Below are 26,391 nucleotides of genomic sequence, written 5' to 3'. Positions count from 1 at the left end.
ACGATAAAAAGAGGGGAGTATGCCTGTGTCTGTTAAAGCTGTTGCTGTGTTTTGTGGGTCAAGATTTGGCAACGACCCGAGCTACCGTCAGGTTGCGCAAGACGCTGGCCAGCTCTTGGCCCAAAAAGGGATCAGGCTTGTTTATGGTGGTGGCTCCCATGGTCTTATGGGGGTTGTTGCAGATGCCACATTGCGTGCAGGCGGTAATGTAACCGGGGTTATTCCGCATTTTTTGCACACACGCGAAAAAATGCACGAAGGTGTGGCCGAACTGATTGTGGTTGATTCCATGCATGTCAGAAAACAAATTATGTTTTCTCGTGCAGATGCATTCTGGATTTTACCCGGTGGCTTTGGCACTTTTGACGAAATGATGGAAATTTTGACCTGGAAACAACTCCAGCGGCATGCCAAGCCAATTATTATTGTTAACACGGCGGGCTGGGCTAATCAGGTTATTGCCATGCTTGATGCCGCCGAGGCACAGGGCTTTGCCACAGCCTCTGCCCGGGGTAAAATTGAGATTGTAAAAGACGTGGCAGAGGCATTAGAGCATAGCCTTTCAGAGGCAACTGCAACCCCGCCTTTGTCTGTAGATCAGCTTTAAAAATGGCGGCAAAACGGGGGCGGTAGAGAATTGCTGCCGTTTCGGCTCTTGCTAAATAGGCCCGAGAGCGGTATAGCCGCCTCAGGCTGTCGGAGTGTAGCTCAGCCTGGTAGAGCACTGTGTTCGGGACGCAGGGGCCGGAGGTTCGAATCCTCTCACTCCGACCATATTTCCTTCCAAAATTGCTAAAAAACAACTGTTTTAAGCGCTTTCAAAGCTGCTTAAGCTGATGATGTTCTGCTCTTTTTGCGTTTGAAGAGTGTGTTTTGTTGGCTTTAATCGTGAGTATTGAGCGCCATAATGCTGCCAGTGTGCGTATAAAATACGCCTGCAGCCCTTTTACATTATGCACCGTCAAACAGGCTTATCCTTTTAGCTTATGTCTCTTTTCTGTTTATTGGCCATATAACACAAAGACCTTGCCACGAGATTGCCTTGTCTGTGGTGTTAAAGGTTAAGGCACATCTTATACCCTGTACGCAGCTTTGATGCGCCAGAATAAGCGGCAAGTTGAGTGGTATTTTTGCTGTGGGCGCACCACATTTACAAAAGCAAAAATAGTTTTTTCCTGCCAGCAGGAACACCAATGTGGCCTTAAGGGAGGGACACATGACACCAGTAACACTTTTAAAATGTAGCCTTGCGGGGCTTACGCTTTTGGCCTCTACCTCTGTGCTGCCCCAGAGCGCTTTTGCTCACCCGGGTGGCGGGTTTGGGGGCGGCGGCTTTCATGGTGGCCCGGGCTTTGGCGGTGGTGGTGGCTACCGTGGCGGCCCAGGCCCTGGTTTTGGGGGTGGTTTTCATGGTGGGCCGGGGTTTCATGGTGGTGGGTTTAGGCCCGGTTGGGGTGGCGGGCCTGGTTGGCGTGGCCCCGGCTGGCGCGGCCCAGGTTGGGGCGGTGGCCCACGCTGGGGTGGTGGTTGGGGTGGCGGCTGGGGCCGCTCCTATTATGGCTGGGGTTGGGGTTACCCCGGTTGGGGGTGGGGCTATGGTGCAGGCAGTTGGGGCTGGAGTTGGGGCGCCCCGTTTGTGTTTGGCTCTGCCCTTGGCTTAGCCGTTGGTGGGGCTGTTGCGGCATCTTCTGCGCCGGAATTACCAGCTAACGTTTATGCAAACCCGAGCTATTACGCCCCCCAAAGTTATTATGCGCAGCCCCAGCAGGGGTCTGTTAACGAGACATACCAATATGCTCCGCCTGCGTATGAAGAGGGGGGAGATGATGTGGTGCATTGCAGTGCAGGGCGTTTTTTTAATAAACTGACCGAAAGCTGCGATAGGCGATAAGCTGCTTTTAAAAGCAGGAACTATCTGGTGCAAAAGCGTACCGAAAAAGAGGGAGAACAGGGTTGAAAAACTCTTTCTCCCTTTCTTTTTTGTGCATGCCTTTTTTGTAAATAAGATACAGATCTGAAACGAGCGTGATAGATCATAAAGGGGAAAGCCGTGGCACGATTAAAAGACCAGCCAAAAAGAGACAGGGTTTTGAGCCGGTCTTTACGCCTTAGGTGTAGCAGCGCTGTGCCCGTGTGTTTGCTGGCTACGGTATTAGGCGGCACAGCTTTGGCAGCCCAGCCAGACCCACATGTTATTTTTGCCCCTTTAACTCTGCCTCAGCCTGTTAATCTTTACCATTCTGGTAGCGGTGCCCCCGGCCCAGCAGCATGGCAAAACAGGGCAGATTACGCCATTAACGTTGGTATAGACCCTGTAACCCACACGCTTTCTGGCTCTGAGGTGCTGACATATACCAATAACAGCCCAGATGAGTTGTTTGTTTTATGGGTACAGCTTGACCAAAATATGTATGCGCTGGGGTCTCGTGGTGCTTTTGCCAACCCTAATTGGTTAAAGCACCATACGGGTGGTGTGATGATTGATTCCGTTAGCCTGCTTTCTAACACTGATCAGGAAATAGCGGTTAAACCCTTTATTTCAGATACTCGTATGCAGGTGCCCCTTGAGGCCCCTTTAAGCAGCAAAGGGGGTAAAACCCGCCTTAAAATTTCATGGCATTATACCATTCCACCCGAGTGGGGTGGCCGCACAGCATACAGCCACGTGCCAGAGGGTGAGGTGTATGAAATAGCGCAGTTCTACCCCCGTATGGCCGTTTATGATGATATGCGCGGCTGGGACACTGCCCCCTATCTAGGCCAAGAATTCTACCTTGATTATGGAGATATTGAGTACAGCGTAACTGTGCCAAGCGGCTTTTTGGTTGTAGGCAGTGGTAGTCTAACAAACCCACAAGAGGTTTTAACCCAGCAGGAGCAAGCCCGCTTAGCTCAAGCTGCGCAGAGCGAAACCCGCGTGCTGATTCGGAATGCGGATGAGGTAAAGGCTCTTGCAGCCCACCCGGCTTTGGGCACGCAAACCTGGCGTTTTCGTATGCATAACACGCGCGATGTGGCTTTTGTTGCCTCACCCGCCCTTATGTGGGATGCCGCCAAGCTCGATTTACCCCCCCTTGCTCCAGAGGCACCTACGGGTAAAACGGTGCCACGCCTTGCTATGTCTGTTTACCCGCTAGAAGCGGCAGGGGCGCAAAAATGGGATCGTTCAACGGAGTATGCAAAGCACGCAATCGAGTATTTTTCTCAGCAATGGTTTGCCTACCCGTGGCCAAACGCCATTAACGTAGGTGGGCATGGTGCGGCTATGGAGTATCCGGGCATTGTGTTTGATGGCAAAGACGATGCCGGGGCAGAGCTGTTTTGGGTTACAACCCATGAGCTAGGCCATAGCTGGTTTCCCATGATTGTTGGCTCAAACGAGCGCCGTAATGCGTTTATGGATGAAGGCTTTAATACCTTTATAGATGTGTATGCCTCTGCCCACTTTAACCACGGTGAGTATGCCCCCAAACAAGATGTGGAGTATGCCCCCAAAACGGGTAACCCGGCTGAAGATAGCCTTGAGGTGCTCAAAGACCCCGCAGCGCCGCCACTCATGACCCCAGCAGACCTGGTGCCGGAAAAATACCGGCATGGAGTAACCTACTTTAAAGGGGCCTATGGGCTTACCTTACTGCGAGAGCAAATAGTGGGGCCAGAACGTTTTGACCGTGCCTTTAAGCGCTATATTGCGTTGTGGGCCTATAAACACCCTACACCGTCAGACTTTTTTAGGCTTATGGAAAGCGAAAGCGGGGAAGATCTTTCTTGGTTCTGGCGTGGTTGGTACTTTAACAACTGGGGGCCAGATTACGCGGTAGACGGCGTTTCTTATATAAACGCAAACCCTACACAGGGCGCTTTGGTGCATGTGGTTAATAAGGGCTGGCTGCCTTTGCCTGTCGTGCTGTCTGTCACATGGGTAGATGGTAGCTCGGCCCGCGTGCGCATACCAACCGAGACATGGTACCAAAAAAACGAGGTAAACCTGCAAATACCGGGGCAGCAAGCTATTCGGTCTGTGGTGCTAGATCCAGACCACGTTATTCCTGACCTTAACCGGGCTGATAATAGTTTTGATGTCAAAGCACCGCAGCCCGCACAAGTTCAGCCAGATAGCAGAAGCACACAGGCTGTGGCGCCTGCGCCGGTTGAGAGCACGCCACAAAAAGCACCGGTTCTGCAGGGGCCGGCAGGGCACTAGCACGCTGCCCTGTGCCCTGTAGAGTTTTAGTATTATTTTTTAAATGCAGGCAGGGTGGCTTCTTCTAAATCAAGAAGCCACTTTTTGTCATCAACCCCACCATCACCAGAATACCCGCCCAAACCATGGCTACCGACAACCCGGTGGCAGGGAATAAGCACAGGAATAGGGTTGCGGCCCACAGCTTGCCCAATAGAACGAGGGCTACCCCCAACTTTCTCTGCCAAGGATTTATAGGTTGTGATCTCGCCTGTAGGGATAGTGCATAAAGCCGCCCATACTTTTTTCTGGTACTCTGTACCAAACGGCTCTAGCGGAAACGGGAAAGCGCCAAGGGCTTGGGGTTCATCAAACCATTTATCCAGCCAGTCTCGGGCTTGGCAGAGCAAGGGCGTTTCAGTTTGGTCTCGGCCCCAGCCCCAATCGAGAGAAATTATTTTTCCGTCTTCTTCAGAAAGAGTAAGTGGCCCTAATGGGGAGTGAAGAGAAAGCTGGGGCATGGTGTGTGTGCTCCGGTGTGTGGCGTTAAAAGCTGCTTTTTCCCATAGTATGCGGGCAGGCGGGGCTTTACCATGCCCCAAACAGAGGCAAATGCTTTATGTGTAAAGAGGGGTGACACCCTAGCCCGGTTCTGTTTTAAAAAGCCCCATCTTGGCTGCTTGTGTTGACGCAAGACTATTGCGTGTAAATAGCGGGCAGCAGCACCATCCCGCACCAGTTGTTCTTATGCCTAAAGGAAGAAAAAAGCAGCTATGGGTTACCAAAACGAGCAAACCATTTTTGCGCTTTCAACAGGCTTGGGGCGGGCCGCCATTGCTGTTATGCGGGTAAGTGGTGCGGGTAGTCAGGCGCTGTTGGCACGCCTATGTGGCCGCCTGCCAGCACCACGGCGCGCGGCCCTGCGCCGTATATGGGCTAACGCAGCAACACAAGACAACCTGCTTGATGAAGCTTTGGTACTGTGGTTTCCCGGCCCTAATAGCTACACGGGCGAAGACGGGTTTGAGCTACACCTGCATGCTGGCCCAGCCATTATTAAAGCGGTGGCCGAGGCGTTAGTGGCAGGGGGGGCACGCCCTGCTGAACCCGGTGAATTTACACGGAGAGCCTTTACCAATGGCCGTATGGATTTAGTTGAAGCCGAAGGTATAGCTGACCTAGTAGAGGCTGAAACGGAAAGCCAACGCAAAATAGCCCTAGCCCAATCAGACGGGGCTTTAAGCACGCTGTACCAAGGCTGGGCAGAGCAGCTTAAGCGTGCCTTAGCCCACCAGGAAGCCTTGATAGATTTTCCGGACGAAGATCTACCACCAGAGGTAGAACAAGGCCTGCTCCAGAATATACAAAGCCTAATAACCGCAATGCAGGCCCATATTCAGGAAGGCGCACGCGGTGAGCGTATTCGGCAAGGGGTGGTGTTTGCTATAGCTGGGCCACCTAATGCCGGTAAGTCTAGCCTGTTAAACTGGCTGGCTGATAGAGACGCGGCCATTGTTTCCCCCATTGCGGGTACCACGCGCGATGCCATTGAGGTAAGCGGTAGCCTTGCCGGTGTAAAAGTAACCTTTGTAGACACCGCAGGCATGCGCGAGACCGAAGACGAAATAGAGGCCGAGGGTGTAAAGCGTGCTTTGTTTCACGTGAAACAAGCCGACTGTGTGCTACAAATGTTTGCGGCTGACCATGCGCCGGAGTCTGTTTTTGCGGGTGCTATTTTAATTGGTAATAAAACAGACCTTGGGCAGGTTCCTGCAACAGTGCTAAATGAACCTGTCATGCCGGTCAGCCTAAAAACGGGAGAAGGGCTTGATGCCTTGCGTGCGGTGCTAGAACGCCGTGTAGAGGCACTAACGGCGCAGTCGTCTTTTGGGGCACCTTTGCTAACGCGTGCACGGCATAAAGCTGGCGTGCAAGAGGCCGTAGCGTGTTTACAAGCGGCACTAGAGCAAGAGTGGCCAGAAATGCGCGGTGAGGAGCTACGCCTTGCTATGCGTGCGCTAGGGCGTGTAACCGGCCAAGTAGGGGTAGAAGACCTGCTTGATGCTGTGTTTGGGCAGTTTTGTATTGGTAAGTAAGTTTGCAAAAGGCAGCAGGTAATGCAGCATTTTTATGATGTAATAGTTGTGGGGGGTGGCCATGCTGGGTGCGAGGCTGCTGCTGCTGCCGCACGGTGTGGTGCCCGTACACTGTTACTCACGCACCGTAAAAGCACCATTGGTGCTATGTCGTGTAACCCGGCTATTGGTGGCATTGGTAAAGGCCACCTTGTGCGTGAAATTGATGCCCTAGATGGTATTATGGCGCGTGCCGCAGACCGTGCGGGTATTCATTTTAAGCTTTTAAACCGTTCTAAAGGCCCAGCCGTGCAGGGGCCAAGAGCACAAGCAGACCGGTTTTTATACAAGCAAGCCGTACAGGCGTTGCTGGCTGAAACCCCAAATCTTGAGTGTGCAGAAGGTGCCGCAGGCGACTTACTGTGTAACGCGCAAGGAGCGGTTGAAGGCGTTGTGTGTGAAGACGGCACAACTTACCGTGCTGGCGCTGTTGTGCTCACTACGGGTACCTTCCTTGATGGAGTTATTCATGTTGGGCATAAATCAAAACCCGCCGGGCGCGTTGGAGAACAACCGTCAGTTGCATTAGCGACGCGGTTAAAAAAGCTAGGTCTGGCAATGGGGCGGCTAAAAACAGGCACCCCCGCGCGGTTATTGAAAAATTCGATTGATTGGGCGAGCTTGGCAGAAGATAAAGGTGATGCCGAGCCAGAACCGTTTAGCCGCCTAACCAAAAGCATAACAAACCAACAGCTCGTATGCGGTATTACAGCGACAAACCAAAAAACGCATGATATTATAAGAAAATATCTACATCTTTCTGCTGTATATGGCGGTGCTATCTCAGGCCGTGGGCCACGGTATTGCCCGTCTATTGAAGATAAAGTGGTGCGCTTTGCGGAAAAAGAAAGCCACCAGTTATTTTTAGAGCCAGAAGCACTGCCCGAGCATGAAGGGGGAGACCTGATTTACCCTAACGGTATTTCAACAAGTCTACCTGCTGATGTGCAAGAAGAAATGATTCACTCTATTGCCGGGCTAGAGCACGCCGTTATTGCGCAGCCCGGTTATGCTGTTGAGTATGACTATGTAGACCCCCGAGAACTCACAACCTCTCTGGAACTGCGTAAATGCCCCAACCTGTTTCTCGCTGGGCAAATTAACGGCACGACCGGGTATGAAGAAGCTGGGGCCCAAGGGTTGCTTGCAGGCGTAAATGCGGCCCGTAGGGCAGGTGGGCAACAAGCAGTAAGCCTAGACCGGGGCACAGCCTATCTGGGCGTGATGGTTGATGACCTTACCATGCAAGGTGTGAGCGAACCCTACCGCATGTTTACCTCCCGCGCTGAATACCGCCTAACCCTGCGCGCCGATAACGCAGATATGCGCCTAACCCAAATTGGGTTGGAGTGGGGGTGTGTTGGGGCGCAACGCCAAGCCGTTTACGAGCAAGACTGCACAGACATTCAAGCTCTCACCCAAAAGGCCGAACAAGAAAGCTGGCAGCCTCAAGCCTTGGTACAGGCTGGGGTTAAGGTCTCGCTCGATGGGCGGCGGCGCACATTGCTAGAGGTATTGGGTTACGGTGTTACAGAAGAAAGCCTGAATACCCTTGCGCCGTGGTTTGCCGCTACCCCGGCGCGGGCACGGCATTATGTTACGACACAGGCCCGTTACAAAGGCTACCTTGTGCGCCAGCAGCGTGAAATTAAACAGCTTGAGGCCGAAAGCGAAATACGCTTTCCCGCTACGTTAGACTTTGCGGCCATTGGTGGCTTAAGTTCTGAAATGAAAGAGCGGCTTGAAAAAGCAAAGCCCGAAAATTTTAATGCAGCGCAAAGAATACCGGGTATAACACCCTCAGCCCTTGTGGCTATTTTAGCCCATGTGCGGCAGCGGGTAACGCAGTGAGCCAAGCAGGAAAGAGTATGAACGTTTCACGTGAAACACAGGAGCGGTTAGAGGCCTTTGTGGCCCTGCTGCAAAAGTGGAACCCACGTATTAATTTGGTGTCTGGCCGCGACCTAGCCTTTGTTTGGGAGCGCCACGTTAAAGACAGCCTGCAAATAGCCCCACTTGTTGCCGGGGCTGGGCGGTTTATTGATATTGGTTCTGGCGGTGGTTTTCCCGGTATTGTGGCGGCTATTGCCACAAATGTACCAGGTACTTTGATAGAGGCCGACCAACGTAAAGCAGCTTTCCTGCGGGAGGCGGCTCGTGTCTCTCTGGCTTCTGTTACTGTTTTGGCTGAGCGTATAGAGCAGGCAAAAGTAGAGCCTGCTCCAGTTGTGAGTGCGCGTGCTTTAGCGGCTCTCCCTAAATTGCTGGAATGGACAGCACCGTTACTGGCAAAAGGGGGCAAGGCCGTTTTTCTTAAAGGCCAGCAAGCGCAAGACGAGTTGACCGAAGCCAGACGCTACTGGCACATGGATGTTTCTATTCACCCAAGCGTGACAAGCCATGATGGGGTGATTTTGGAAGTGAGCAATCTTGAACGTGTCTAAAACGAACAAAGAAACCAAGAAGTGTTTTGTCCTGGCTGTAGCCAACCAGAAAGGGGGGGTGGGTAAAACCACTACCGCCATTAATGTGGCCGCCGCTTTGGCAGAAGATGGAAAGCGTGTGGTTCTGGTCGATATGGACCCGCAGGGTAATGCCTCAACTGGCCTTGGTGTTGGCTACGATGCACGGCAGGGCGGGTCGTACGCACTGCTCATGCAGGAAAAACCAGCCGAAGAATTGCTGCAACCAACCGAAATTGCCAACCTGTCTGTTATTGCGGCCAATACAGAGCTGGTTGGGGCCGAAATAGAATTGGTTGATGCAGAAGGGCGAGAAAACCGCCTTCAGAGTGCGTTAGCACCTTTGGCTGCCCAAACAGACTATATCATCATCGACTGCCCCCCCAGCCTTAGCCTGCTTACGCTTAATGCGCTTGTAGCGGCTAATGGCGTGTTAGCCCCTTTGCAGTGTGAATTTTTTGCACTTGAAGGCTTAGGGCACTTGGTTAAGACCATCGACCGAGTCAGAAAAAAACTTAACCCCTCTCTTAAAATGACCGGCATTGTGCTGACAATGTATGACCGGCGCAACAACCTGTCCGAGCTTGTTGGGGCAGATGCGCGCAGCTTTTTTGGCAACGACGTGCTTGAGACGGTTATCCCGCGTAATATTCGTATTTCAGAAGCCCAAAGTTATGGGCAACCTGTCATGAGTTATGACCCACGGGCCAGTGGTGCTGCCTCTTACCGTGCTCTGGCAACTGAAATTCAAGGGAGAACAGCATAATATGGCGCGTAAACCTGCCGCTCGGCCCAAACTAGGCCGAGGTTTGGCTGCTCTTCTGGGTGATACTGCTCCGGCTTTTTCTACCGCAGGTAAAGCTGAGGAAGGCGCAAAAGAGGAGGGGGAGGCAACAACTCCGGCCCCGCAAATACCAGCCAGTGTGTTGCCAATAGAGGTATTAGCCCCCGGCCCGTTTCAACCACGGCAGGATATGGCCCCAGAGGCACTGCAAGAGCTTGCTGAGTCTATTCGGGCTAGAGGTATTTTACAGCCTATTTTAGTGCGCCCAGACCCAGATAAGCCGGGGCATTATCAAATTATTGCCGGTGAGCGGCGCTGGCGTGCGGCCCAACTGGCCCAATGCCATACTGTGCCCGTGCACGTGCGCGACCTAGATGAAGTTGATGCCATGGCGGCAGCCTTGGTTGAAAACTTACAGCGTGCAGACCTGAACCCAATAGAAGAGGCTGAAGGGTTCAGCCGGTTAATGGAAGACTATAGCCTAACGCAAGATGAACTGGCCTATGCCATAGGCAAGTCTCGGCCACATGTTGCCAATACATTGCGCTTATTACGCCTGCCAGAATCTGTAAGGCGCGCTGTTGGTTCAGGCGCTCTTACCGCAGGGCATGCGCGTGCGCTACTTGGCCACCCAGACCCCGTTGCCGCAGCACATGATGTGCTGACCAAGGGGCTTTCCGTGCGGCAGACAGAGGCATTGGTGCAGGCTGCCTCTGAAAGCAAAGGGAAAGCAGCTAAAAATGCTGCTCCCAAAAAAGCAAAAGACCCTGAAATTCAAGCGTTGGAACGAGACCTCGCTACGCGGCTTGGCCTCAAGGTAAAGGTCAATTTTGATGGGCATAAAGGTGGGTCTCTCGAAATCCATTATAACAGCCTAGACCAGCTAGACAGCGTGCTTGAGCGGCTAAAAAACTAAAGACTACTCTTGTATTTTTACTATGGGGGTGTTAGATAACCCCCACTTCAGCCCAATGGGCTGTAAGGGCGCATAGCTCAGTTGGTAGAGCAGCTGACTCTTAATCAGCGGGTCCAAGGTTCGAGCCCTTGTGCGCCCACCAATCTTTTCAAAGACTTAGGTGGTTTTAGGCTTTAGAGCATTTGGCTCTTTATGGCTTCCGGAGTTATTCTGGAGCGCTTGATAGGCGTTGGTAAGCTAACTGTGCACATACTGTTATGTGCGCTTTACCCCAGCCATTGTACCGCGTTATTTGTCGCTGTGTTTTAAGCTGTAATTTTATTCAGTTCTTTATAAAACTGCTGAAAAAGGAGAGAGCATATGAAAAGCTTTATGAGCATCAAACTGCTAGCTTTTTGTGTTTGCTCCGTACTTATGCTGAGCTTTGTGTTCTATGGGGCATATGCCATTTTTGTAGCCCCACCACCATCGGGTGGGTGTTCAATGGGTATATGTTTCTAGAGTTTTAAAGGTCAGGTTAGTTTCTTGGCTTTAGCTGCTTCATAAAAAATCATGTAAGACGCATGCTACGTAAAAATGCACTCATGGCGTGCTTTTAAAAGAGACTTGCGGTAAGCGGTGAAGGCTTGAGGGTTGCGTACGTTACCTTACGCTTATTATTGCTAGGGCCATAAGCTGGCTTTTAAAGAAGAAAACTGGAGGCGATTGTGCCTGATTTTTCTGAAAATGAAGGAAGCATTTTTACGAAGCAAGGAAGCCTGTTTCCTGCCGTTAACGAGCGTGAATTACCACAGGTTCAGCCCGTATTATGGGAGCGGCTTGCTCGTTCAGAGTTTAGGCAGCAGTTTCATCTTAACGCTCAAGACCGTTCTTATTTAGCGACAAAAGGCTTTGAGGCTGTGCTTGAGCATGGTGCTGATTTTATTGGCAAGCGGTTAGCACCGGCGCACCCAGCTAAAGACGGGCGGCAAACCCCGTGGCAAGGCCACCCTGTTTTTGTGGCACAACATGCAACAGGCACATGCTGCCGCTCCTGCCTTGAAAAATGGCATGGCTTTGTAAAGGGCCTACCTTTAAACGGGGTGCAGCAAGCCTATGTGCTGGCTGTCATAGCGGCATGGTTGCGGCAAGAGCAACATCGACCAGCACCAAAACCCGGCCAGAATACAAAATACGCTCGAGCGCTTGGGCGTAAAAATAAGGAGCTAGCAGAGAAAACCTAAGAGATAGAGGCCCGTGGGTGGCATTTAGCCATTGAGGGACTTGCATCGCAATAGTGGCTTGAGAGCGTAATGAGAGTGTGCTTTCAACGCGCCGGAATGAGGCAGAGACGCTTCTGGTCTTAGTATCTCAGGGGGTAATTATTCAGCCTGATCGTGGGGCTGATGAACGCCCTTCTCAGGCCTTCCTCTGTGTCAGGAAGGGGAAGCGATATGGTGTCATCATACGCTCAATTATAAAAAAGAGCCGTTTAGCATTCTTTTGAATGCTGGCCTCTACGCTCTGTGCCCAATACCAAGTTTGTCGTCGTGTTTGTGCGTAAACTCGCCCCCTTCCTGCGCAGTGCAGGAAGGAGGAGTAAGGCGGTCTAGCGGCTTTAAGGGGCTTGGTGGTTGGGTGTTGTGTGACGATCCATGAGCAGGGAGGTCACGACAGATTTGAAAGGGGTAAACGCATCTGCCAATCTAATGCCGGTTTCTCGCAATTGGCGGAAGGGCGCTCCATCGTGGGTGTAAAGGGTGGCAATGCTGTTTGTGCCCGCAAAGAGCGGGGCCGTAGCCAACCTGTGTTTTTGTTCAAAGCGGCGCAGGCCAGAAGCCAGCCCGGCATCACCGGCAGTTGAGACGTTTTTAAAGACTTCTTCTGCCAGTGTTTCTTGCCCTTTTAGGCCTAAGTTAAACCCATGGGCTGTAATGGGGTGCATGCCAACGGCCGCATCACCCACTAAAGCAAGGCGGCGGCTGGTAAAGCGGTGTGCGTAAACCCCTTTTAGAGGGTAAGCATGGCGGGTGCTGACCAAACGCATGGTGCCCAAGCGGTTACCAATGCGTTGCATGACCTGAGCGTTAAAGTCATCTTGTGTCAGGCTAAGCAGGTGCTCAATCTCTGTTGGGGGCAGCGTGAGCACTAAAGAAGAGGCCATACCGTTAACAGGTAGTAGCGCTACCGTCTGGCCTTCATCAAACCACTGGGTGGCAATGTTATGGTGTGGCGATGTATGGGCCATGCGGCACACCATCATGGTGCGTTTAAAGTCATGCACAATGGCGCCAATGCCTGCACGCCGCCGTGTGGGAGAGAAGCGGCCATCTGCCCCCACAACAAGCTGAGCAGCCGTTTGGCCACGTGTGTGGTGCACCACGGCACGGTCTGGGTTTTGGCGCACGGTCTCAACGGTTACGCGGTCAAGCAGGGTAATGTTGGAGTGCTGTGTGGCTGCGGCATGCAAGGCACGCCTAATCTGGTTATTTGAAACCAGCCAGCCCAAAGCCTCAACACCGCGGCCGTTTGTATCAAAAGTAAGCGGATGGCGAAATTTGCCTGTTTCTACCCGTGCTTCTCGTAGGGGGCATATAGCGGTTTGTGGAATATGCTCCCACGCGCCCAGCTCTTGCAAAATATGCACAGAATGGTGGGTAAGTGCTATTTCGCGGCCATCAAACGGGGGTTCGCTCCAAACGGCTTCTGGCGCACGCTCCAGTACACAAACATCCAGCCCTGCTTTAGCAAGAGAGAGGGCTGTGGCAAGCCCAACAGGCCCGCCGCCAATAAGTGCAACATCTGTCAGGGTTGGGGCCTGCATGGGGTTATTCCTTATCGGCTGCAAAGGTAACGGGGGTGCCTGTCCAGTATGCGCTAAATTGGGCAGGGTCTGGGCGGCGTGGGGGCTGGCGTTGCTCTGCTGGGGTGCCAACAAATAAAAAGCCAGCCAGTTTATGGGGGGCTGGCAAGCCTAGCTCTGCGGCTAAAACCGGGTCTTCTGTAATCTCTCCTGAAACCCAAACAGCCCCAAAGCCTGTGGCATGTAGCGCGTTAAGAACATTCATCGTTGCAGCAGCCACAGCCATTTCTTGCTCCCAAAGCGGAATTTTATTGTCTGGGCGTAGGTGCATGCCCAGCGCAATAATAAGCGGCATGGTAGAAAAACGGGTGCGGCGCTTTGTTAGTTTAGCTTCTGGCGCGTTGGGGTCCAGGCGCAACATGCTGGCAACAATACGTTCTGCGGCGAGTGGGCGGGCATTGCCTTCAATAAGTACATAGCGCCAAGGGCGGAGTTTTCCGTGGTCTGGTGCGCGCATGGCGGTTGCCAGCACATCAGCCAATTGTGCGGCAGATGGTGCAGGCTCAACCAGGTGGTCGGTTGAAGCCCGGCTAAGCAGCATATCCAGTGGTGTCATCGGAAAACTCCGTTTGGAAGAAGAGATGTAACGACAGAACGGCTTAGGCTGGGAAAGGTGGCAGGGCTTTGCCGCCTAGCAGGTGCAGGTGAAAGTGTGGCACTTCCTGCCCGGCATTTTGGCCAGCATTGGTAATAATGCGGTACCCGCTTTCTTCTAGGTGCAGGTCGTGTGCAATTTGGCCTGCTGCCTGCATAACCGCTGCAATTTCCTGCGCTGAAGCCGTTTTGTTGAAATCTATAAACGACACATATGGTTTTTTAGGAATAATGAGCACATGCACAGGGGCTTTGGGGGCAATGTCGTAAAACGCCAGCACCCACTCATTTTCAAACACCTTTTTGCACGGAATATCGCCGCGCAAAATTTTGGCAAAGATATTTTCGGGGTCGTAAGGCCCTGTTCCGTTAACAGCCATTATTTATCCTTTTTTGCCAAAACCTGTTTAGGACGAGAGGCTTTTTCTTCAATACCGCTGGTGCCTTCACGGCGCTTAAGTTCAGCCCATACGTCTTGCGGGGTAACGCCAGCATCAACCCACAAAACAATAAGGTGGTAGAGTACGTCTGCACTTTCACCAATAAGCAGGTCTTTACGGCCTGCTACTGCTTCAATAAGGCATTCAACGGCTTCTTCGCCAAATTTTTGGGCAATTTTGTAAGTGCCGCGTGACAGCAGGCGGGCCGAATGGCTTACGCTGGGGTCTGTGCCTTTACGGCTTTGCACCACATCAAACAACCTATCCAGCACGGTCATGTCTGCTGGGGTGTTCAAGGTATCTTGCGGGGCTTGGGTTACGGGTGCTGCGGCTGCTTTTTTAGCCGGAGCCGCCTTTTTGCCCTGCTGTTTTGCAGAGCTTTTGGGTGCGTTTTTGCCTGTTGTTTTAAGTGCCACTTTACCACTAGCCTTTGTGCTGACTTTCTTGATCATGCGTTTGCATTTGCCTGAAACGGAGGGGGAGAGGGACGAACAGGCAGGCCAGCCTCAGCCAGTGCCGTTTTGACCTGAGAAATTTTGAACTGGCCAAAGTGGAACACACTGGCGGCAAGCAAGCCTGTGGCCCCTGCGCGGGCCCCTTCTACAAAATGTTCCAACTCACCCACGCCGCCAGAGGCAACAATAGGTAACCGCACGGCTTGTGTTGCGGCTTTTAGTAACTCCAGATCAAAACCGGAGCGTGTGCCGTCTCGATCCATGGAGGTAAGCAGAATTTCGCCAGCACCACGCTCGGCCACTTCTTTGCACCATTCTATGGCATCTTTGCCGGTAGGGGTGCGGCCACCGTGGGTAAAGACCTCCCATTTGCCGGGGCTAGACTGGCGCGCGTCGACAGCAACCACAACGCATTGGCTACCAAATTTGCGGGCCGCCTCGTTAATGAGTTCAGGGCGGGACACGGCGGCCGAGTTCATGGCGCATTTATCGGCCCCGGCTAGGAGCAGGCGGCGCATGTCATCTGTTGCGCGCACGCCACCGCCTACAGTTAGGGGCAGAAAAATACGTTCTGCCGTGCGGCTTACCACATCTAAAATGGTGTCACGGTTTTCGTGGCTGGCGGTTATGTCCAAAAAGGTGAGCTCGTCAGCTCCTGCCGCATCGTACAGAGCTGCTTGTTCAACCGGGTCTCCGGCATCACGCAGAGAGACAAAATTGACCCCTTTAACCACCCGGCCATTTTTAACGTCCAGACAAGGGATAACGCGGAGTTTAAGCATTAACCAAGAACCTTGAGGGCTTCAGCTGGAGAGACGCGACCATCATACAGGGCGCGGCCTACAATAACACCTTCAATACCGTGGGCGTGCTCTGCTGCTTTGCGCAAGGCTGCCAAGTGCTCAATGTTACCCACACCACCGCTGGCAATAACCGGAATAGTAACGGTGTTGGCAAGGGCTACGGTTTGCTCAAGGTCTAGCCCTTCCAGCATGCCGTCGCGGCTAATTTCGGTAAAGATAATGGCGGCAACGCCTGCTTCTTGCATACGCAGGGCAAGCTCTGTTGCCTGCATGTCAGAGACTTCGGCCCAGCCTTCGGTGGCAACATGGCCAGAGCGCGCATCGATTCCGGCCACAATACGGCCAGGGAACAGGCGGCAGGCCTCACGCACCAAGTTAGGGTTTTTAACCGCAACCGAGCCAAGAATAACGCGGGTAACCCCGGCTTCCAGCCAAGAGGCAATGGCTTTGATGTCACGCAGGCCACCGCCAAGCTGCATGGGCACGGTTGTGGCTTCTAAAATAGCGCGCACCGCAGGCACGTTGGCAGACTGGCCAGCAAATGCACCGTTCAGGTCTACCGCGTGTAGCCATTTAAACCCGGCATTGCACCAAGCGCGGGCTTGGGCTGCTGGGTCGTCTGAATACACGGTGGCGTCATTCATTTCACCCCGGCGTAGGCGCACACAGGCTCCGTCTTTCAGGTCAATGGCCGGGTAGAGGGTCAGAGCGCGAGAGGATGAGGGAGCAGAGGATGCTTCAGCCTGTGTCATACGGGGGTCTTCTGCAAAAGGGTGGGGGAAAGGGGCGCGTGTGGCATCAAGTAATTTGGTAAAATACAGGCCGCTTACGGTCTGCTCACCTATGCGGGCATAATGGGGGTGTGTGCCCCATTGTTGGAACCCGGCTTTACGGAAAAGGCTAACCGCACCCGTTTGGGTTGCGGAGACATCAACATTAAGCACACGGTAGCCCATGCTGCGGGCGGCGTTTTCAACTTCGTGCAAAAGCTGGGTGCCTAGGCCGCATTTACGCGCATAAGGGGCCACAAACAGGTGCATAAGGGTTACGCACATAGCCTGAGATTCGTTATTGCGGGGCGCGCGTACCAACTGGGCACAACCAACAATAACGCCGTGCTGCCTTACGGCAAACAACATACGTTCAGGCACTAGCAACAAGCCACGGAAGTAGCGTTCTAGCACCTGCCGCCCTTGCGGGGTTATCCAACCAAAGCCGCCACCGTCTAAAATTGCGGCATCAGCCGCTTCGCACAAAGCCTGAAGGTCGTCTTCTTCCAGCTCGAGAATACGTTGGACAGTTTTTTTTCTAGACATCACTCAGCCCGAAGGGTTTGTGGCTGCCATGCCAAAAAGTTGGCCATAATACGCAGGCCAACGGTCTGGCTTTTTTCAACATGAAACTGCGTGCCTGCTACGTTGCCGTTGCACACTATGGCAGGCACAGCCCCGCCGTAGTCTGTTGTGGCTAAAAGTGTTTCTGACTGCGTAGCCTGTAAAGCGTAGGAATGCACAAAATAGCCGTGCGGCGCCGTGCCAAGCCCTTCTGTTAAGGGGTGGGGGCGGGTTAGGTTAAGCTCGTTCCAGCCCATTTGGGGCAGGCGTAGGCCGGGGGCCTGCATGGGGGCAATTTCACCCTTTATCCAGCCCAGGCCGGGGGTTGTACCGTGCTCTAACCCACGCTCAGCCATAAGCTGCATGCCAACGCAAATGCCCAAAAAAGGTGTACCTTTACGGGTTGCAGCCAGCAGGGCTTCTTTTAAGCCGGGTTGGGCGTCCAAGCCATGTGCGCAATCTGCAAAGGCGCCTTGGCCGGGCAGAATAAGGCGGTCTGCCTTAAGCACAACATCTGGCGCATTTGTAATGCAAACAGAGGCCGCAATGCCTGAAAGCTCGGCTGCACGTGCCGCAGCACGCGCGGCAGAAGCCAGATTGCCGCCTTCGTAATCAATAACGGCAATAGAGAGAGACTGGGTCATGGGACCTCGCACTTCTTGGGTCCTGAGCGCAACGGGGCCGGAGGGAAGGCCCGCAAAACAGGAGCCAGCAACACGCTGGGTGAAAGAGCACGGCAGCAGCTTGTTAAAGGCAAACTACCACCGGCGCCCTGTTTACAGCACTCCCTTGGTAGAGGGAATGGCCCCCTGCGCACGGGGGTCTGGTTCTATGGCCATACGCAGGGCGCGGGCCAAGGCTTTAAAGGCGGCCTCTGCAATATGGTGGCAGTTTTTGCCGTCTTTCTGGTTGAGGTGCAGCGTGACCATGCCAGACATGGCAAACGCACGGAAAAACTCTTCTACCAGTTCCGTATCCAGCTCCCCAATGCGGTCACGGTCAAAGGTGGCATTAAAGGTCAGAAAAGGGCGGCCAGACAGGTCAACCACGGCTTCGCACAAGGCTTCATCTAGCGGCACCAGCGCATGGCCAAAGCGGCGTACGCCGCGCTTATCGCCCAAGGCTTGGCGTAGGGCTTGGCCAAGAGCAATACCGGTATCTTCTACCGTGTGGTGGCCGTCTATATACAGGTCACCCCGTACCTTTACGGTAAGGTCTAGCAGCCCGTGTTTGGCAAGGGCTGTCAGCATATGGTCAAAAAACCCTATGCCGGTATCAATGTCTGCCTGTCCTGATCCGTCCAGATCAAGAGTAACGGCAATATCTGTCTCGCTGGTAACGCGATGAAGGGTGGCTTGGCGCGGTGTGCTCATGATAGCTGGCATTATACTCTTATAACGGGGCCTCTGTCATGGCTCTTGCTGCATGGCGGTGGCGTAAACGTGGCCCTTAGATGAAAGTTTTAGCAGTGAGTAGGGGGTTAGGGCACGTTTTGGGTAAGGTCTTCTAGCCAAATACGGGCGTTTCCATCAGAGGGGGCGCGCCAGTCTCCACGTGGGGAGAGGCTGCCTCCGGCCATTATTTTAGGGCCGTTTGGCATGGCTGAGCGTTTAAATTGGCTGGTTGCAAAAAAGCGCCGCAAAAAGACAGCTAACCAGTGTTTAATGGTGGGCAGGTCGTAGGCTTTATGTTCTGCCGCCGGAAAGCCGGGTGGCCATGTGCCATTTTGGGCATCCTGCCAAGCGTGCACTGCCATAAAGGCAATGCGGGAAGGCGTAAAACCGTAGCGCAGAACATAATACAAGCTGAAGTCGTGTAGCGCGTAGGGGCCAATAAGGCTTTCTGTGCTTTGTGTGGCCCCGTTTGTAACGGGCACAAGCTCGGGCGAAATTTCGGTAGCCAGAATAGTGGAAAGCAGGGGGGAAACCGCCTGTGAAAAATGGCCAGATGCAATGACCCACCGAATAAGGTGCTGGATAAGCGTTTTAGGCAGGCCTGCATTTACATTGTAATGTGCCATTTGGTCGCCCACACCGTAGGTGCACCAGCCCAGAGCCAGCTCAGACAGGTCTCCGGTGCCAATAACAATACCGTGGTGCATATTGGCCAGCCGGAACAAAAAATCTGTGCGTAAACCGGCTTGTACATTTTCAAACGTAATATCGTGCACAGGTTCCCCTTTGGCAAAGGGGTGGCCCATTTCGGTTAGCATAAGGTTAGCCGTTGGCCGAATATCAAGCACCTCGTTACCTGTGCCGAGTGCCGCCATAAGGGCGCGTGCGCTGGCCAGTGTTTTGTCTGTGGTGCCAAAGCCGGGCATGGTGTAGCCGCGTATGGCGGTGCGGGGCCAACCTAGCTCATCTGCTGTGCGGGCTGCTACTAACAGGGCGTGTGTGGAGTCTAGGCCACCAGACACACCAATAACCATGGTTTTGGCCCCACAGGTGCGTAAACGCTGCTTGAGGGCAGAAACCTGAATGGTAAAGGCTTCGTAACAGTCTTGCTCTAGGCGGTTTGCCTCTGTTGGCACAAAGGGAAAGCGCTGTAAGGGGCGGCGCAGCCCCAGGTCGGTTAACGGGGCATTAAGGGTAAAGCGAATACGCCGCCATGTGTTGGCTGTCTGGGCAAGGTTTGCTTGGGCGTTAGCTGTGAAAGACCCCATGCGAAGGCGCTCTTGGGCCAGTAAGGTTAGGTCAATATCAGCAATAAGGGTGCGCCCACCGGTTGGAAAGCGCTCGCTCTCGGCAAGGAGTTGGCCGTTTTCAAAAATGGCAGTCTGGCCGTCCCACGCAACATCGGTGGTCGATTCCCCTTCGCCTGCGGCGGCGTAAATATAAGCGGCCACACATCGTGCTGAGTGAGAGCGGCATAAAAGCGTACGAGTTTCAGCTTTGCCCACCGTAATATCACTGGCGGAGGGGTTGGCCAGAACGGTAGCCCCGGCAAGAGCGGCAAACGTACCGGGGGGGGCCGGTACCCACAGATCTTCACAAATTTCTATGCCAAGGCAGAAGTTTGGCAGGTCTGTGGCGTCAAACAGTAGGTCTGTGCCAAAGGGTACGGTGTGTGTGCCTATGCGTATGCTTTGCCCACGTAGGCCAGCGCCGGGGGTAAAATGGCGTACCTCATAAAATTCGCGGTAATTGGGTAAAAAGCTTTTGGGAACAACACCCAATATAGCACCACGGTGCAGCACAACCGCGCAGTTATAAAGGGCAGAGCCATAGCGTAATGGGGCACCGACTATAAGCACAGGCAACAGCTCTGTTGTGGCGGCGGCTAGGTCTGTTAGGGCTTGCTCTGTGGCGTGTAGTAGCACTTCTTGCTGGCGTAGGTCATCCAAGGCGTAGCCAGAAATACCAAGTTCGGGGAATACACACAGGGCACAGCTTTCTGCTGCGCACGCCAAAGCGGCATCTCGTGTGCGCTGCATGTTTGTGGCCGGGTCTGCCAAGGCTACGGGCAGGGTGCAGGCTGCTACACGTGCAAAGCCATGGTGGTAAAGCGCACGAAAAACAGAACCAGACACAGCAGTGCTCCTTAAATGATGGGCCACAGATGATGATTGCAGAGAAGGGGTGTACAGCCAAGCGCCTGTGTTCTCACAAAAAAAGGCTCAAAACTGCGGGGGCGGAAGCATTTGATATAAAAAAACAAAAAAAATGAAATTACCCCCTTGCGCGATTTAGCATCCGCCCGTAAAAGGAGGCCATCCAATGCGGGCGTAGCTCAGGGGTAGAGCACAACCTTGCCAAGGTTGGGGTCGTGGGTTCGAATCCCATCGCCCGCTCCAGATTTTCCTAGGAAAATCGGATCGTTAGAGAGTTAAATTCTTCTAACCGCATTGGGTTCTGCTAAAAAATACTTGAAAAAACTACCACGCAAGTTGCCTGCGTTTGTCTGCACACTTAGCTTGTGCGTGAGATGCCTAATTATAAAGTCATACTTGGCTATCTGCGCTCTTAGCATTTTATCCTGTGCTTATAGCAGGCCCACATAGTGCGCTAAAAAATAACGCATTATGAGGGGAAACGAGTCGAGTTAGTTGGTAGTTTTGTTATAGTATGATGTTGTCTATCCGCACATAACGTTAGTATGTGGCTTACATTTTAGGCGCGCATTAAGATTTGAGCTGATAAAAAACAAACAAATTTAAATACAAAAATTTCCAAAATCTAAATTGTTAAGGAAAACCCTAATATAACAAGTTGTCCATGTTTTCAGCTTGAAGTCCTGAAATCGCGTGTCTTACAACTGCCGTGATACCAACAGGCCGAGGCCACAGAGAAAGTAATTGTCTGGTCTAGGCTTTTCTTCACAAAGGGCGGACATATGGCACTTATAACAGTTCCTGGTGCGTCGGGAGACCATACAGTTCAAGTAACTGTAGACGGCTGCGATTCTTCAGCACTTTTACGGCAGGCGCAGAGCCTTGCTGACCAGTTGAAAAATGCACAGTCTGATCTCGATTCACGATACCTGACTTCTGGTTCTAATGTTTTTAACGGTAACCGTGGTGGTTATGGTGCCATTACTACGCCTGGTTCGTATCAGGTTAGTGGTAACCCAGATTGGCTTTCTGTTGGCTCTGATAGTCATGCACAGCCCGGCCAAGCATTGGATGGTTTTGTAACTGTTGATGCAAGAAAAGTTACAACTGAAAACTTAAATTTTATTGGTGGAACCAAACAGGGTATCCACTTTCTAAGCACGAATCAAAATGGAACGTTCTTGAGTGGATCAGGAAACAATCTGTTTGATGGCGGGAATGGAAATTGGAAAATTTCTACTGGTGATGGTAACGATACCATTAACAGTGGGAATGGTAACAATACAATTTCTGCTGGTGCAGGCAATAACGTTATCAACCTTGGTGATGGTTGGAACTATGTCCACTCAGATGGACAGGATACTATTACAGCCTCTAGCGGTACCCAAAACATTACGCTCAATGGCGCCAGCTCTACAGTAAATGTCGGTGACCAATCTCTTGTTGTTGATAACGGAAGCAACCAGAGCATTAAGGTGGGCAATAACAGTACTGTTATTGGTGGTGTGCAAGACAACATTACTCTTAACGGTGCTTATGGCACAGTATCTGGGGGGGAAAGCGGTACAATCTCTGCTGGGCAAGGTAACTTTGTTGTTGCACAAACGAAAAATGCAGACATCAACATTGCCGGTAACCTGACCTTCTTGCACGGAACAGGTGAGACAACAGTTATCGCAGGCCAAAGCACAATCTTTGGTGCAGCAGGTTTAGACCTACACCTGAATTCTACCAGTGGTACATCGCTCTTTGTTGCAACCATTGGCAACCAGACACTTGATGGTGCGTCTTCTGCGTTTGGCATCCATGCCTTTGGGTCTGATTATGGCGCTACCACACAAACATTTATTGGTGGCTCTGCCTCAGACACGTTGGTTGCTGGTACCGGTAATGCAACGCTCACTGGTGGTTCTGGCGCGGCTAACGTATTTGGTTTCCGTAATGGTGTTGCTGGCTCCGATTATACCATTACAGACTTTGGTAGTGCTGCGGGCAACTCTGTCTTGCTTGTGCATTATGATGAAGCGTATCTCAAGAACGGAAAAGGCTATACTAAAGAAAGCTTCCAACAGGTTCTTGATTCGGCAAGCCACCAAAATGGTAATACAACGATAACGCTTTCGGATAATAGTCGTATTACTTTTGTCGGTGTTGATAAACTGACAATTGACCAGTTCTCTGGTTTTTAAAGTTTTTACCTAACAGTAGAAAAATAAATAAAAGAAGGAAACCGGGTTTTAAAACCCGGTTTCCTGTTTGTTTAAAGTTTTAGAATAAACAATACATACAGAAAATAATTAGGATTATCGTGATGGTAAGCGTTAAAACACTATTAGATATCACGTTAACTCAAAAAACAAACACAAACGAAATGCTCCTTGAAAGTTATAAAGCAAGTGAGCGGATCCAAAATATTAAAATAGAAGAATTAGAAAAGGGGGTTAATCATTTGAATAATACTCTTTTCATAGAGCAAAATTCTCTCTCTTGGCGGATTACATACCCGCTTAGAATATTAAAAAGAATTGTAAGGAAGAATTTAACATCAAAAAGAGAAATAAACCATATTATTAAACAAATTTATAGAATTTATAAAAGTGATGGTGTTGTAGTTCTTTATAAAAAAATTGTTAAAAAATTTAGTAAAAAAGAAATTTTTAAAATTTCTAATAAAAATGAGAAGATATATCTTTCTAATATTAATGAAAAATATCTAGAGATTTTAGAGCCTCATATTTTGATAATTGCAGAATTAAGTTTACGACAATGCGCTAAATATCGTGTTTGGCAAAAAAAAGAAGCCTTGGAAAATCTTGGTTGGACTGTCTCTGTCGTAGATTGGAGAGATAAAAAAGACTCTCTCTCTCTTTTACAGGTTTGTACACAAGTTGTATTTTACAGAACGCCAGCTTTTAACAGTGTTAAAGATCTTATTATAGAGGCTAAACGCCTTGGTTTGTCACCCTGGTGGGAGGTTGATGACCTTATTTTTTCGAGAGAGTATTATTTGGAGAATAATAATCTGATTACACTCTCAAAAAGAGAGAGAGAGGAGGTATTATGGGGGGCGGAGCTTTTTAAGGAGTGCCTAACCCTATGTGGGCGCGGTATTGCCTCTACGCACCAGCTTGCTAACGTAATGCGGAGTATGGGTCTTACAGACGTTAGAATTATTGAAAATTCTTTTGATAAAAATACCTTATTAATAGCTGATTCTATAATAAAAGGAACAATACGTTCAGATCATGATGAAAATGAAATCAGAATTGTTTATGGATCTGGCACTAAAACGCACGATGCAGATTTTAAAATTGCGGCACAAGGTTTGGTGAATGCCATGTTGGCAGACCACCGTATAACCTTGCATGTAGTTGGAGAATTAACACTGCCAGTTGAGTGCGATGTAGTGCGTAGCCGTATTACATGCATACCAGAATGTGATTACGCTACATATATGCAGATTTTATCAAACGCCGATATTACAATAGCACCATTAGAAAAATCTATTTTTAATGATTGTAAAAGCAATATAAAATTTCTTGAAGGTGCAGTTTTTTCTATTCCAATAGTATGTTCACCAGTAGATGCTTTTAAGCGTATTATTCAGCAAGGTGAAAATGGCTTTTTAGCGCATACGGAACATGAATGGACACAGACTATTTTATGGCTTGTACAAAGCTCTGCATTGCGCTGCAAAGTTGGAAAGAGTGCCCAGAAATTCGCGCTAAATTTTTATCATCAAGACACGATTACACAACGGCAAGTCTTACCTGTATTCGGCTTACCTAACAGTGAGAAGAAAGATGATTTTTCTATTTTATCTGTAAATATCTATTTTTCTCCAAATTCGTTTGGTGGAGCAACATTTGTTGCGGAGGAAATGGCAAATTATTTTTCACAACAAAAGAAAATCAAATTTTCAGTTTTTACATCACGCCCCGAAATAAGGGAGAGAGAGCAAGTGGGGGTGCGGTATCAGGTTGGGAGAAGTGCTGTTATGGCGGTTGAAACAGATTCTGCGCCATATAGTGGTTATTTGGCAGGACTAGATAACCCAAGGATTACTGAAAATTTTAGGGTATGGCTCAAAGCTGTAAAACCGAATGTTGTACATTTTCATTCTATAATTGGGTTAGGTGTTGGGTTAACCCGTGCTTGTATGGAAAATCATATTCCTTACGTTATAACTTTGCATGATGCATGGTGGTTGTGTGAACGCAATTATATGGTGAATGGACAAGGTAAATTTTGTGGACAAAGAAAAATAGACCTTACCCAATGTCAAATTTGTATGCCTGAGTCCAAGCATTTAAAAGAGCGTGCACAATTTATGCAAATAGCGTTGGATAACGCAGCATTGCTTTTGGCACCCAGTGAGTCGCATAGGCAGCTTTATATAGACAACGGTGTTTCTCCCGAAAAAATTGTTGTTAATAAAAATGGTTTTGTCTGGCCGAGAAAAAATAGACCCGCACGTAAAGCGACGCAGCCTTTACGTTTTGGTTATGTGAGTGGTGAGGAAATTGTAAAAGGGTATAATTTACTGCGTGAAGTATTTGAGAAAATTGATGGTTATGATTGGGAGTTGATGCTTGTTGATAATAAGAAAAACCTTGGCATAGAGTCACTTTTTACGGGGGGGTGGAAAACAAAGGGACGCGTTAAAATATTACCTGCTTACACACAAGAAACCATGGATGATTTTTACAACACAATAGATGTTCTTGTTTTTCCATCACAATGTAAAGAGAGTTATGGTTTAAGTGTAAGGGAAGCTCTTGCCCGAGATGTATGGGTTATTGCGACAAATGGTGGTGGACAGGTTGAAGACATAGTGGATGGAGAAAACGGTACCATTATTGCGGCAAATGGAACCTCTATTGAGTTAGAAAAAGCGGTTTTAGATCTTTTAAAAAATACGGATAAATTTATAAATTATAAAAATAACTATAAATATAAACTAACAACATTTAAACGCCAAGCAGAGGCACTAGAGGTATTTTTGCGGCAGAGCGCTTATTCTCATCAATACGGTACCCTTCATGTCGCGCATGCTTGGCAAGGAGAGTTAAGCCTTTCATGCTCTGTTTGATGTGGGGGTGAGGGCGAAATTAAGAACTGGATGGCGTTTTGTAAAGAGAACCTGTCATAGGAACGTATGGTGGGGTGTAGGTTCTACCATTACCATTACCATTACCATTACCATTACCATTATGCACATGTTGCGTTTTTGTTCTTTGTGCATGAAATGAGGCTTATCAAGTAGCGCTTTATAAACGGCGCTTTTAAAAGTCTGCTCAATAGGGTTGGCGTGGTGTGCTGCTGGTTGAATGATTTTGAGCCCTGCTACGAGAGCATTGGTGCGATAAAGCTGAGTATGGAGCCGCAGAAGAACCCTATAGGGTTTTGGTTATAACTCTTTGAGCCAGCCTTTAAGAGGGCGTTGATCTTTAGATTAGCTGTTTTGGCGCCTCGTGGCGTGTTCTTTATATAAGGGGCAACTGCAACGCACGGAGGCTATTTAGGTGTTATGTTGCTCTAGGCTTGTTCGTGACGTGTGATAATAACGGAGCGGACGGTAGCTGCTGGGTTGGGGGGGAGAGCCCCATAATTCTTTGCCTGAATAAGGTTATTCTTTTTTATTAAAAATGAACTACGATAACGATACTAAATTAAGACTTTATTCTGTAATAACGTTTGCGCTTAAGAGTATAAGCTGTAGGGTATGCAGCGCAAGTCTAAGATTTTGCAGGAAAAACACGCTGTATGCTTTGCACTCTTATAGGGGGTGCATACAACTAAAAGGGGTAAACTGAGAGGCTGCCGGGTATGGGCTTTGTGGGTTTGCTCCTTGGTTTTTGCAGTCAGACGCGAAAGAATTTGGAAATCTAAT

General features: G+C 50.4%; 21 protein-coding genes and 3 tRNA genes. 14 read left to right on the top strand and 10 right to left on the bottom strand.

Annotation, left to right across the window (positions count from 1 at the left end; all coding sequences use genetic code 11):
- Positions 1–19: 19 nt before the first annotated feature.
- From Abor_RS05380 to Abor_RS05365, 4 genes are all read left to right on the top strand, one after another.
- A complete protein-coding gene (locus Abor_RS05380; RefSeq protein WP_052946365.1) occupies positions 20–607 on the top strand; it encodes an LOG family protein in 588 nt (195 codons plus the stop codon).
- 90 nt (positions 608–697) lie between these two features.
- A tRNA-Pro gene (locus Abor_RS05375) sits at positions 698–774 on the top strand.
- A 442-nt stretch (positions 775–1,216) separates the two neighbouring features.
- Positions 1,217–1,891 carry a hypothetical protein gene (locus Abor_RS05370; RefSeq protein WP_048840811.1) on the top strand — a complete coding sequence of 225 codons (675 nt, stop codon included), beginning with the start codon at positions 1,217–1,219 and terminating at the stop codon, positions 1,889–1,891.
- Positions 1,892–2,089: 198 nt separating this feature from the next.
- Positions 2,090–4,204 carry a M1 family metallopeptidase gene (locus Abor_RS05365; RefSeq protein ID WP_371861237.1) on the top strand — a complete coding sequence of 705 codons (2,115 nt, stop codon included), beginning with the start codon at positions 2,090–2,092 and terminating at the stop codon, positions 4,202–4,204.
- 32 nt (positions 4,205–4,236) lie between these two features.
- Here the strand turns inward: Abor_RS05365 and Abor_RS05360 are convergent, their stop codons facing one another.
- Complete coding sequence (locus tag Abor_RS05360) at positions 4,237–4,704, bottom strand: methylated-DNA--[protein]-cysteine S-methyltransferase (RefSeq protein ID WP_048840879.1); 468 nt, start codon at positions 4,702–4,704, stop codon at positions 4,237–4,239.
- A gap of 252 nt (positions 4,705–4,956) precedes the next feature.
- Between Abor_RS05360 and mnmE the strand changes: the two genes are divergently transcribed.
- The 7 genes from mnmE (at position 4,957) to Abor_RS05325 (ending at position 11,703) form a co-directional block, all read left to right on the top strand.
- A complete protein-coding gene (gene mnmE / locus Abor_RS05355) occupies positions 4,957–6,279 on the top strand; it encodes a tRNA uridine-5-carboxymethylaminomethyl(34) synthesis GTPase MnmE (RefSeq protein ID WP_048840810.1) in 1,323 nt (440 codons plus the stop codon).
- Positions 6,280–6,300: 21 nt separating this feature from the next.
- On the top strand, positions 6,301–8,169 hold the full coding sequence (gene mnmG, locus Abor_RS05350; RefSeq protein WP_048840809.1) for a tRNA uridine-5-carboxymethylaminomethyl(34) synthesis enzyme MnmG: 1,869 nt from the start codon (positions 6,301–6,303) through the stop codon (positions 8,167–8,169).
- Between the two features lie 17 nt (positions 8,170–8,186).
- Positions 8,187–8,762, top strand: a complete 576-nt coding sequence (gene rsmG / locus Abor_RS05345) for a 16S rRNA (guanine(527)-N(7))-methyltransferase RsmG (protein WP_048840808.1) — start codon at positions 8,187–8,189, stop codon at positions 8,760–8,762.
- On the top strand, positions 8,755–9,546 hold the full coding sequence (locus tag Abor_RS05340; RefSeq protein ID WP_048840807.1) for a ParA family protein: 792 nt from the start codon (positions 8,755–8,757) through the stop codon (positions 9,544–9,546). Before rsmG ends, Abor_RS05340 begins: the two co-directional genes overlap by 8 nt.
- Before the next feature lies 1 nt (position 9,547).
- Complete coding sequence (locus Abor_RS05335; RefSeq protein WP_048840806.1) at positions 9,548–10,480, top strand: ParB/RepB/Spo0J family partition protein; 933 nt, start codon at positions 9,548–9,550, stop codon at positions 10,478–10,480.
- A gap of 66 nt (positions 10,481–10,546) precedes the next feature.
- Positions 10,547–10,622 (top strand) — tRNA-Lys (locus Abor_RS05330).
- Positions 10,623–11,187: 565 nt separating this feature from the next.
- A complete protein-coding gene (locus Abor_RS05325; RefSeq protein WP_232014977.1) occupies positions 11,188–11,703 on the top strand; it encodes a DUF4186 domain-containing protein in 516 nt (171 codons plus the stop codon).
- A gap of 374 nt (positions 11,704–12,077) precedes the next feature.
- On the opposite strand, the gene ubiM is transcribed toward Abor_RS05325, so the two are convergent.
- The 9 genes from ubiM to Abor_RS05280 all read right to left on the bottom strand — a co-directional run bounded on the left by ubiM (position 12,078) and on the right by Abor_RS05280 (position 20,477).
- Complete coding sequence (gene ubiM, locus Abor_RS05320) at positions 12,078–13,283, bottom strand: 5-demethoxyubiquinol-8 5-hydroxylase UbiM (RefSeq protein ID WP_048840805.1); 1,206 nt, start codon at positions 13,281–13,283, stop codon at positions 12,078–12,080.
- A 4-nt stretch (positions 13,284–13,287) separates the two neighbouring features.
- Entirely contained in the window at positions 13,288–13,878 is a 591-nt protein-coding gene (locus Abor_RS05315; RefSeq protein ID WP_048840804.1) for a nitroreductase family protein, read from the bottom strand.
- A 43-nt stretch (positions 13,879–13,921) separates the two neighbouring features.
- Positions 13,922–14,296 (bottom strand): histidine triad nucleotide-binding protein, encoded by a 375-nt coding sequence (locus Abor_RS05310; RefSeq protein WP_048840803.1) that lies wholly within the window; start codon positions 14,294–14,296, stop codon positions 13,922–13,924.
- The gene (locus tag Abor_RS05305) at positions 14,296–14,808 is read right to left on the bottom strand and encodes a phosphoribosyl-ATP diphosphatase (RefSeq protein ID WP_048840802.1); all 513 of its coding nucleotides are present in this window, start codon (positions 14,806–14,808) and stop codon (positions 14,296–14,298) included. The genes Abor_RS05310 and Abor_RS05305 overlap by 1 nt, the downstream gene beginning before the upstream one ends.
- Positions 14,805–15,593 carry an imidazole glycerol phosphate synthase subunit HisF gene (hisF, locus tag Abor_RS05300; RefSeq protein WP_048840801.1) on the bottom strand — a complete coding sequence of 263 codons (789 nt, stop codon included), beginning with the start codon at positions 15,591–15,593 and terminating at the stop codon, positions 14,805–14,807. The genes Abor_RS05305 and hisF overlap by 4 nt, the downstream gene beginning before the upstream one ends.
- A complete protein-coding gene (gene hisA / locus Abor_RS05295) occupies positions 15,593–16,930 on the bottom strand; it encodes a 1-(5-phosphoribosyl)-5-[(5-phosphoribosylamino)methylideneamino]imidazole-4-carboxamide isomerase (protein WP_048840800.1) in 1,338 nt (445 codons plus the stop codon). The genes hisF and hisA overlap by 1 nt, the downstream gene beginning before the upstream one ends.
- Entirely contained in the window at positions 16,930–17,592 is a 663-nt protein-coding gene (gene hisH / locus Abor_RS05290; protein WP_048840799.1) for an imidazole glycerol phosphate synthase subunit HisH, read from the bottom strand. Before hisH ends, hisA begins: the two co-directional genes overlap by 1 nt.
- Before the next feature lie 132 nt (positions 17,593–17,724).
- Positions 17,725–18,321, bottom strand: coding sequence for an imidazoleglycerol-phosphate dehydratase HisB (gene hisB / locus Abor_RS05285; protein WP_048840877.1), 597 nt, complete (start codon positions 18,319–18,321; stop codon positions 17,725–17,727).
- A 107-nt stretch (positions 18,322–18,428) separates the two neighbouring features.
- Positions 18,429–20,477: an NAD(+) synthase gene (locus Abor_RS05280; protein ID WP_048840798.1), complete on the bottom strand. Its 2,049-nt coding sequence runs from the start codon at positions 20,475–20,477 to the stop codon at positions 18,429–18,431.
- A gap of 189 nt (positions 20,478–20,666) precedes the next feature.
- Here Abor_RS05280 and Abor_RS05275 point away from each other — a divergent pair.
- The 3 genes from Abor_RS05275 (at position 20,667) to Abor_RS05265 (ending at position 25,590) form a co-directional block, all read left to right on the top strand.
- A tRNA-Gly gene (locus Abor_RS05275) sits at positions 20,667–20,741 on the top strand.
- A 539-nt stretch (positions 20,742–21,280) separates the two neighbouring features.
- Complete coding sequence (locus tag Abor_RS05270; RefSeq protein WP_048840797.1) at positions 21,281–22,687, top strand: calcium-binding protein; 1,407 nt, start codon at positions 21,281–21,283, stop codon at positions 22,685–22,687.
- Positions 22,688–22,809: 122 nt separating this feature from the next.
- The gene (locus Abor_RS05265; protein ID WP_052946364.1) at positions 22,810–25,590 is read left to right on the top strand and encodes a glycosyltransferase; all 2,781 of its coding nucleotides are present in this window, start codon (positions 22,810–22,812) and stop codon (positions 25,588–25,590) included.
- Positions 25,591–26,391: the final 801 nt, after the last annotated feature.

Source organism: Acetobacter orientalis (assembly GCF_000963965.1).
GTDB lineage: Bacteria > Pseudomonadota > Alphaproteobacteria > Acetobacterales > Acetobacteraceae > Acetobacter > Acetobacter orientalis.
This window is presented reverse-complemented; position numbering and strand designations above follow the sequence as displayed.

What these genes read in the sequence shown, in the direction of transcription:
- mnmG (WP_048840809.1), top strand. Translation starts at nt 6,301, where the DNA reads ATGCAGCATTTTTATGATGTAATAGTTGTGGGGGGTGGCCATGCTGGG.
- mnmE (WP_048840810.1), top strand. Translation starts at nt 4,957, where the DNA reads ATGGGTTACCAAAACGAGCAAACCATTTTTGCGCTTTCAACAGGCTTG.
- hisB (WP_048840877.1), bottom strand. Translation starts at nt 18,321, where the DNA reads ATGAGCACACCGCGCCAAGCCACCCTTCATCGCGTTACCAGCGAGACA.
- hisH (WP_048840799.1), bottom strand. Translation starts at nt 17,592, where the DNA reads ATGACCCAGTCTCTCTCTATTGCCGTTATTGATTACGAAGGCGGCAAT.
- ubiM (WP_048840805.1), bottom strand. Translation starts at nt 13,283, where the DNA reads ATGCAGGCCCCAACCCTGACAGATGTTGCACTTATTGGCGGCGGGCCT.
- Abor_RS05370 (WP_048840811.1), top strand. Translation starts at nt 1,217, where the DNA reads ATGACACCAGTAACACTTTTAAAATGTAGCCTTGCGGGGCTTACGCTT.
- Abor_RS05335 (WP_048840806.1), top strand. Translation starts at nt 9,548, where the DNA reads ATGGCGCGTAAACCTGCCGCTCGGCCCAAACTAGGCCGAGGTTTGGCT.
- Abor_RS05305 (WP_048840802.1), bottom strand. Translation starts at nt 14,808, where the DNA reads ATGATCAAGAAAGTCAGCACAAAGGCTAGTGGTAAAGTGGCACTTAAA.
- Abor_RS05310 (WP_048840803.1), bottom strand. Translation starts at nt 14,296, where the DNA reads ATGGCTGTTAACGGAACAGGGCCTTACGACCCCGAAAATATCTTTGCC.
- hisF (WP_048840801.1), bottom strand. Translation starts at nt 15,593, where the DNA reads ATGCTTAAACTCCGCGTTATCCCTTGTCTGGACGTTAAAAATGGCCGG.
- Abor_RS05315 (WP_048840804.1), bottom strand. Translation starts at nt 13,878, where the DNA reads ATGACACCACTGGATATGCTGCTTAGCCGGGCTTCAACCGACCACCTG.
- hisA (WP_048840800.1), bottom strand. Translation starts at nt 16,930, where the DNA reads ATGTCTAGAAAAAAAACTGTCCAACGTATTCTCGAGCTGGAAGAAGAC.
- Abor_RS05380 (WP_052946365.1), top strand. Translation starts at nt 20, where the DNA reads ATGCCTGTGTCTGTTAAAGCTGTTGCTGTGTTTTGTGGGTCAAGATTT.
- Abor_RS05270 (WP_048840797.1), top strand. Translation starts at nt 21,281, where the DNA reads ATGGCACTTATAACAGTTCCTGGTGCGTCGGGAGACCATACAGTTCAA.
- Abor_RS05360 (WP_048840879.1), bottom strand. Translation starts at nt 4,704, where the DNA reads ATGCCCCAGCTTTCTCTTCACTCCCCATTAGGGCCACTTACTCTTTCT.
- Abor_RS05265 (WP_052946364.1), top strand. Translation starts at nt 22,810, where the DNA reads ATGGTAAGCGTTAAAACACTATTAGATATCACGTTAACTCAAAAAACA.
- rsmG (WP_048840808.1), top strand. Translation starts at nt 8,187, where the DNA reads ATGAACGTTTCACGTGAAACACAGGAGCGGTTAGAGGCCTTTGTGGCC.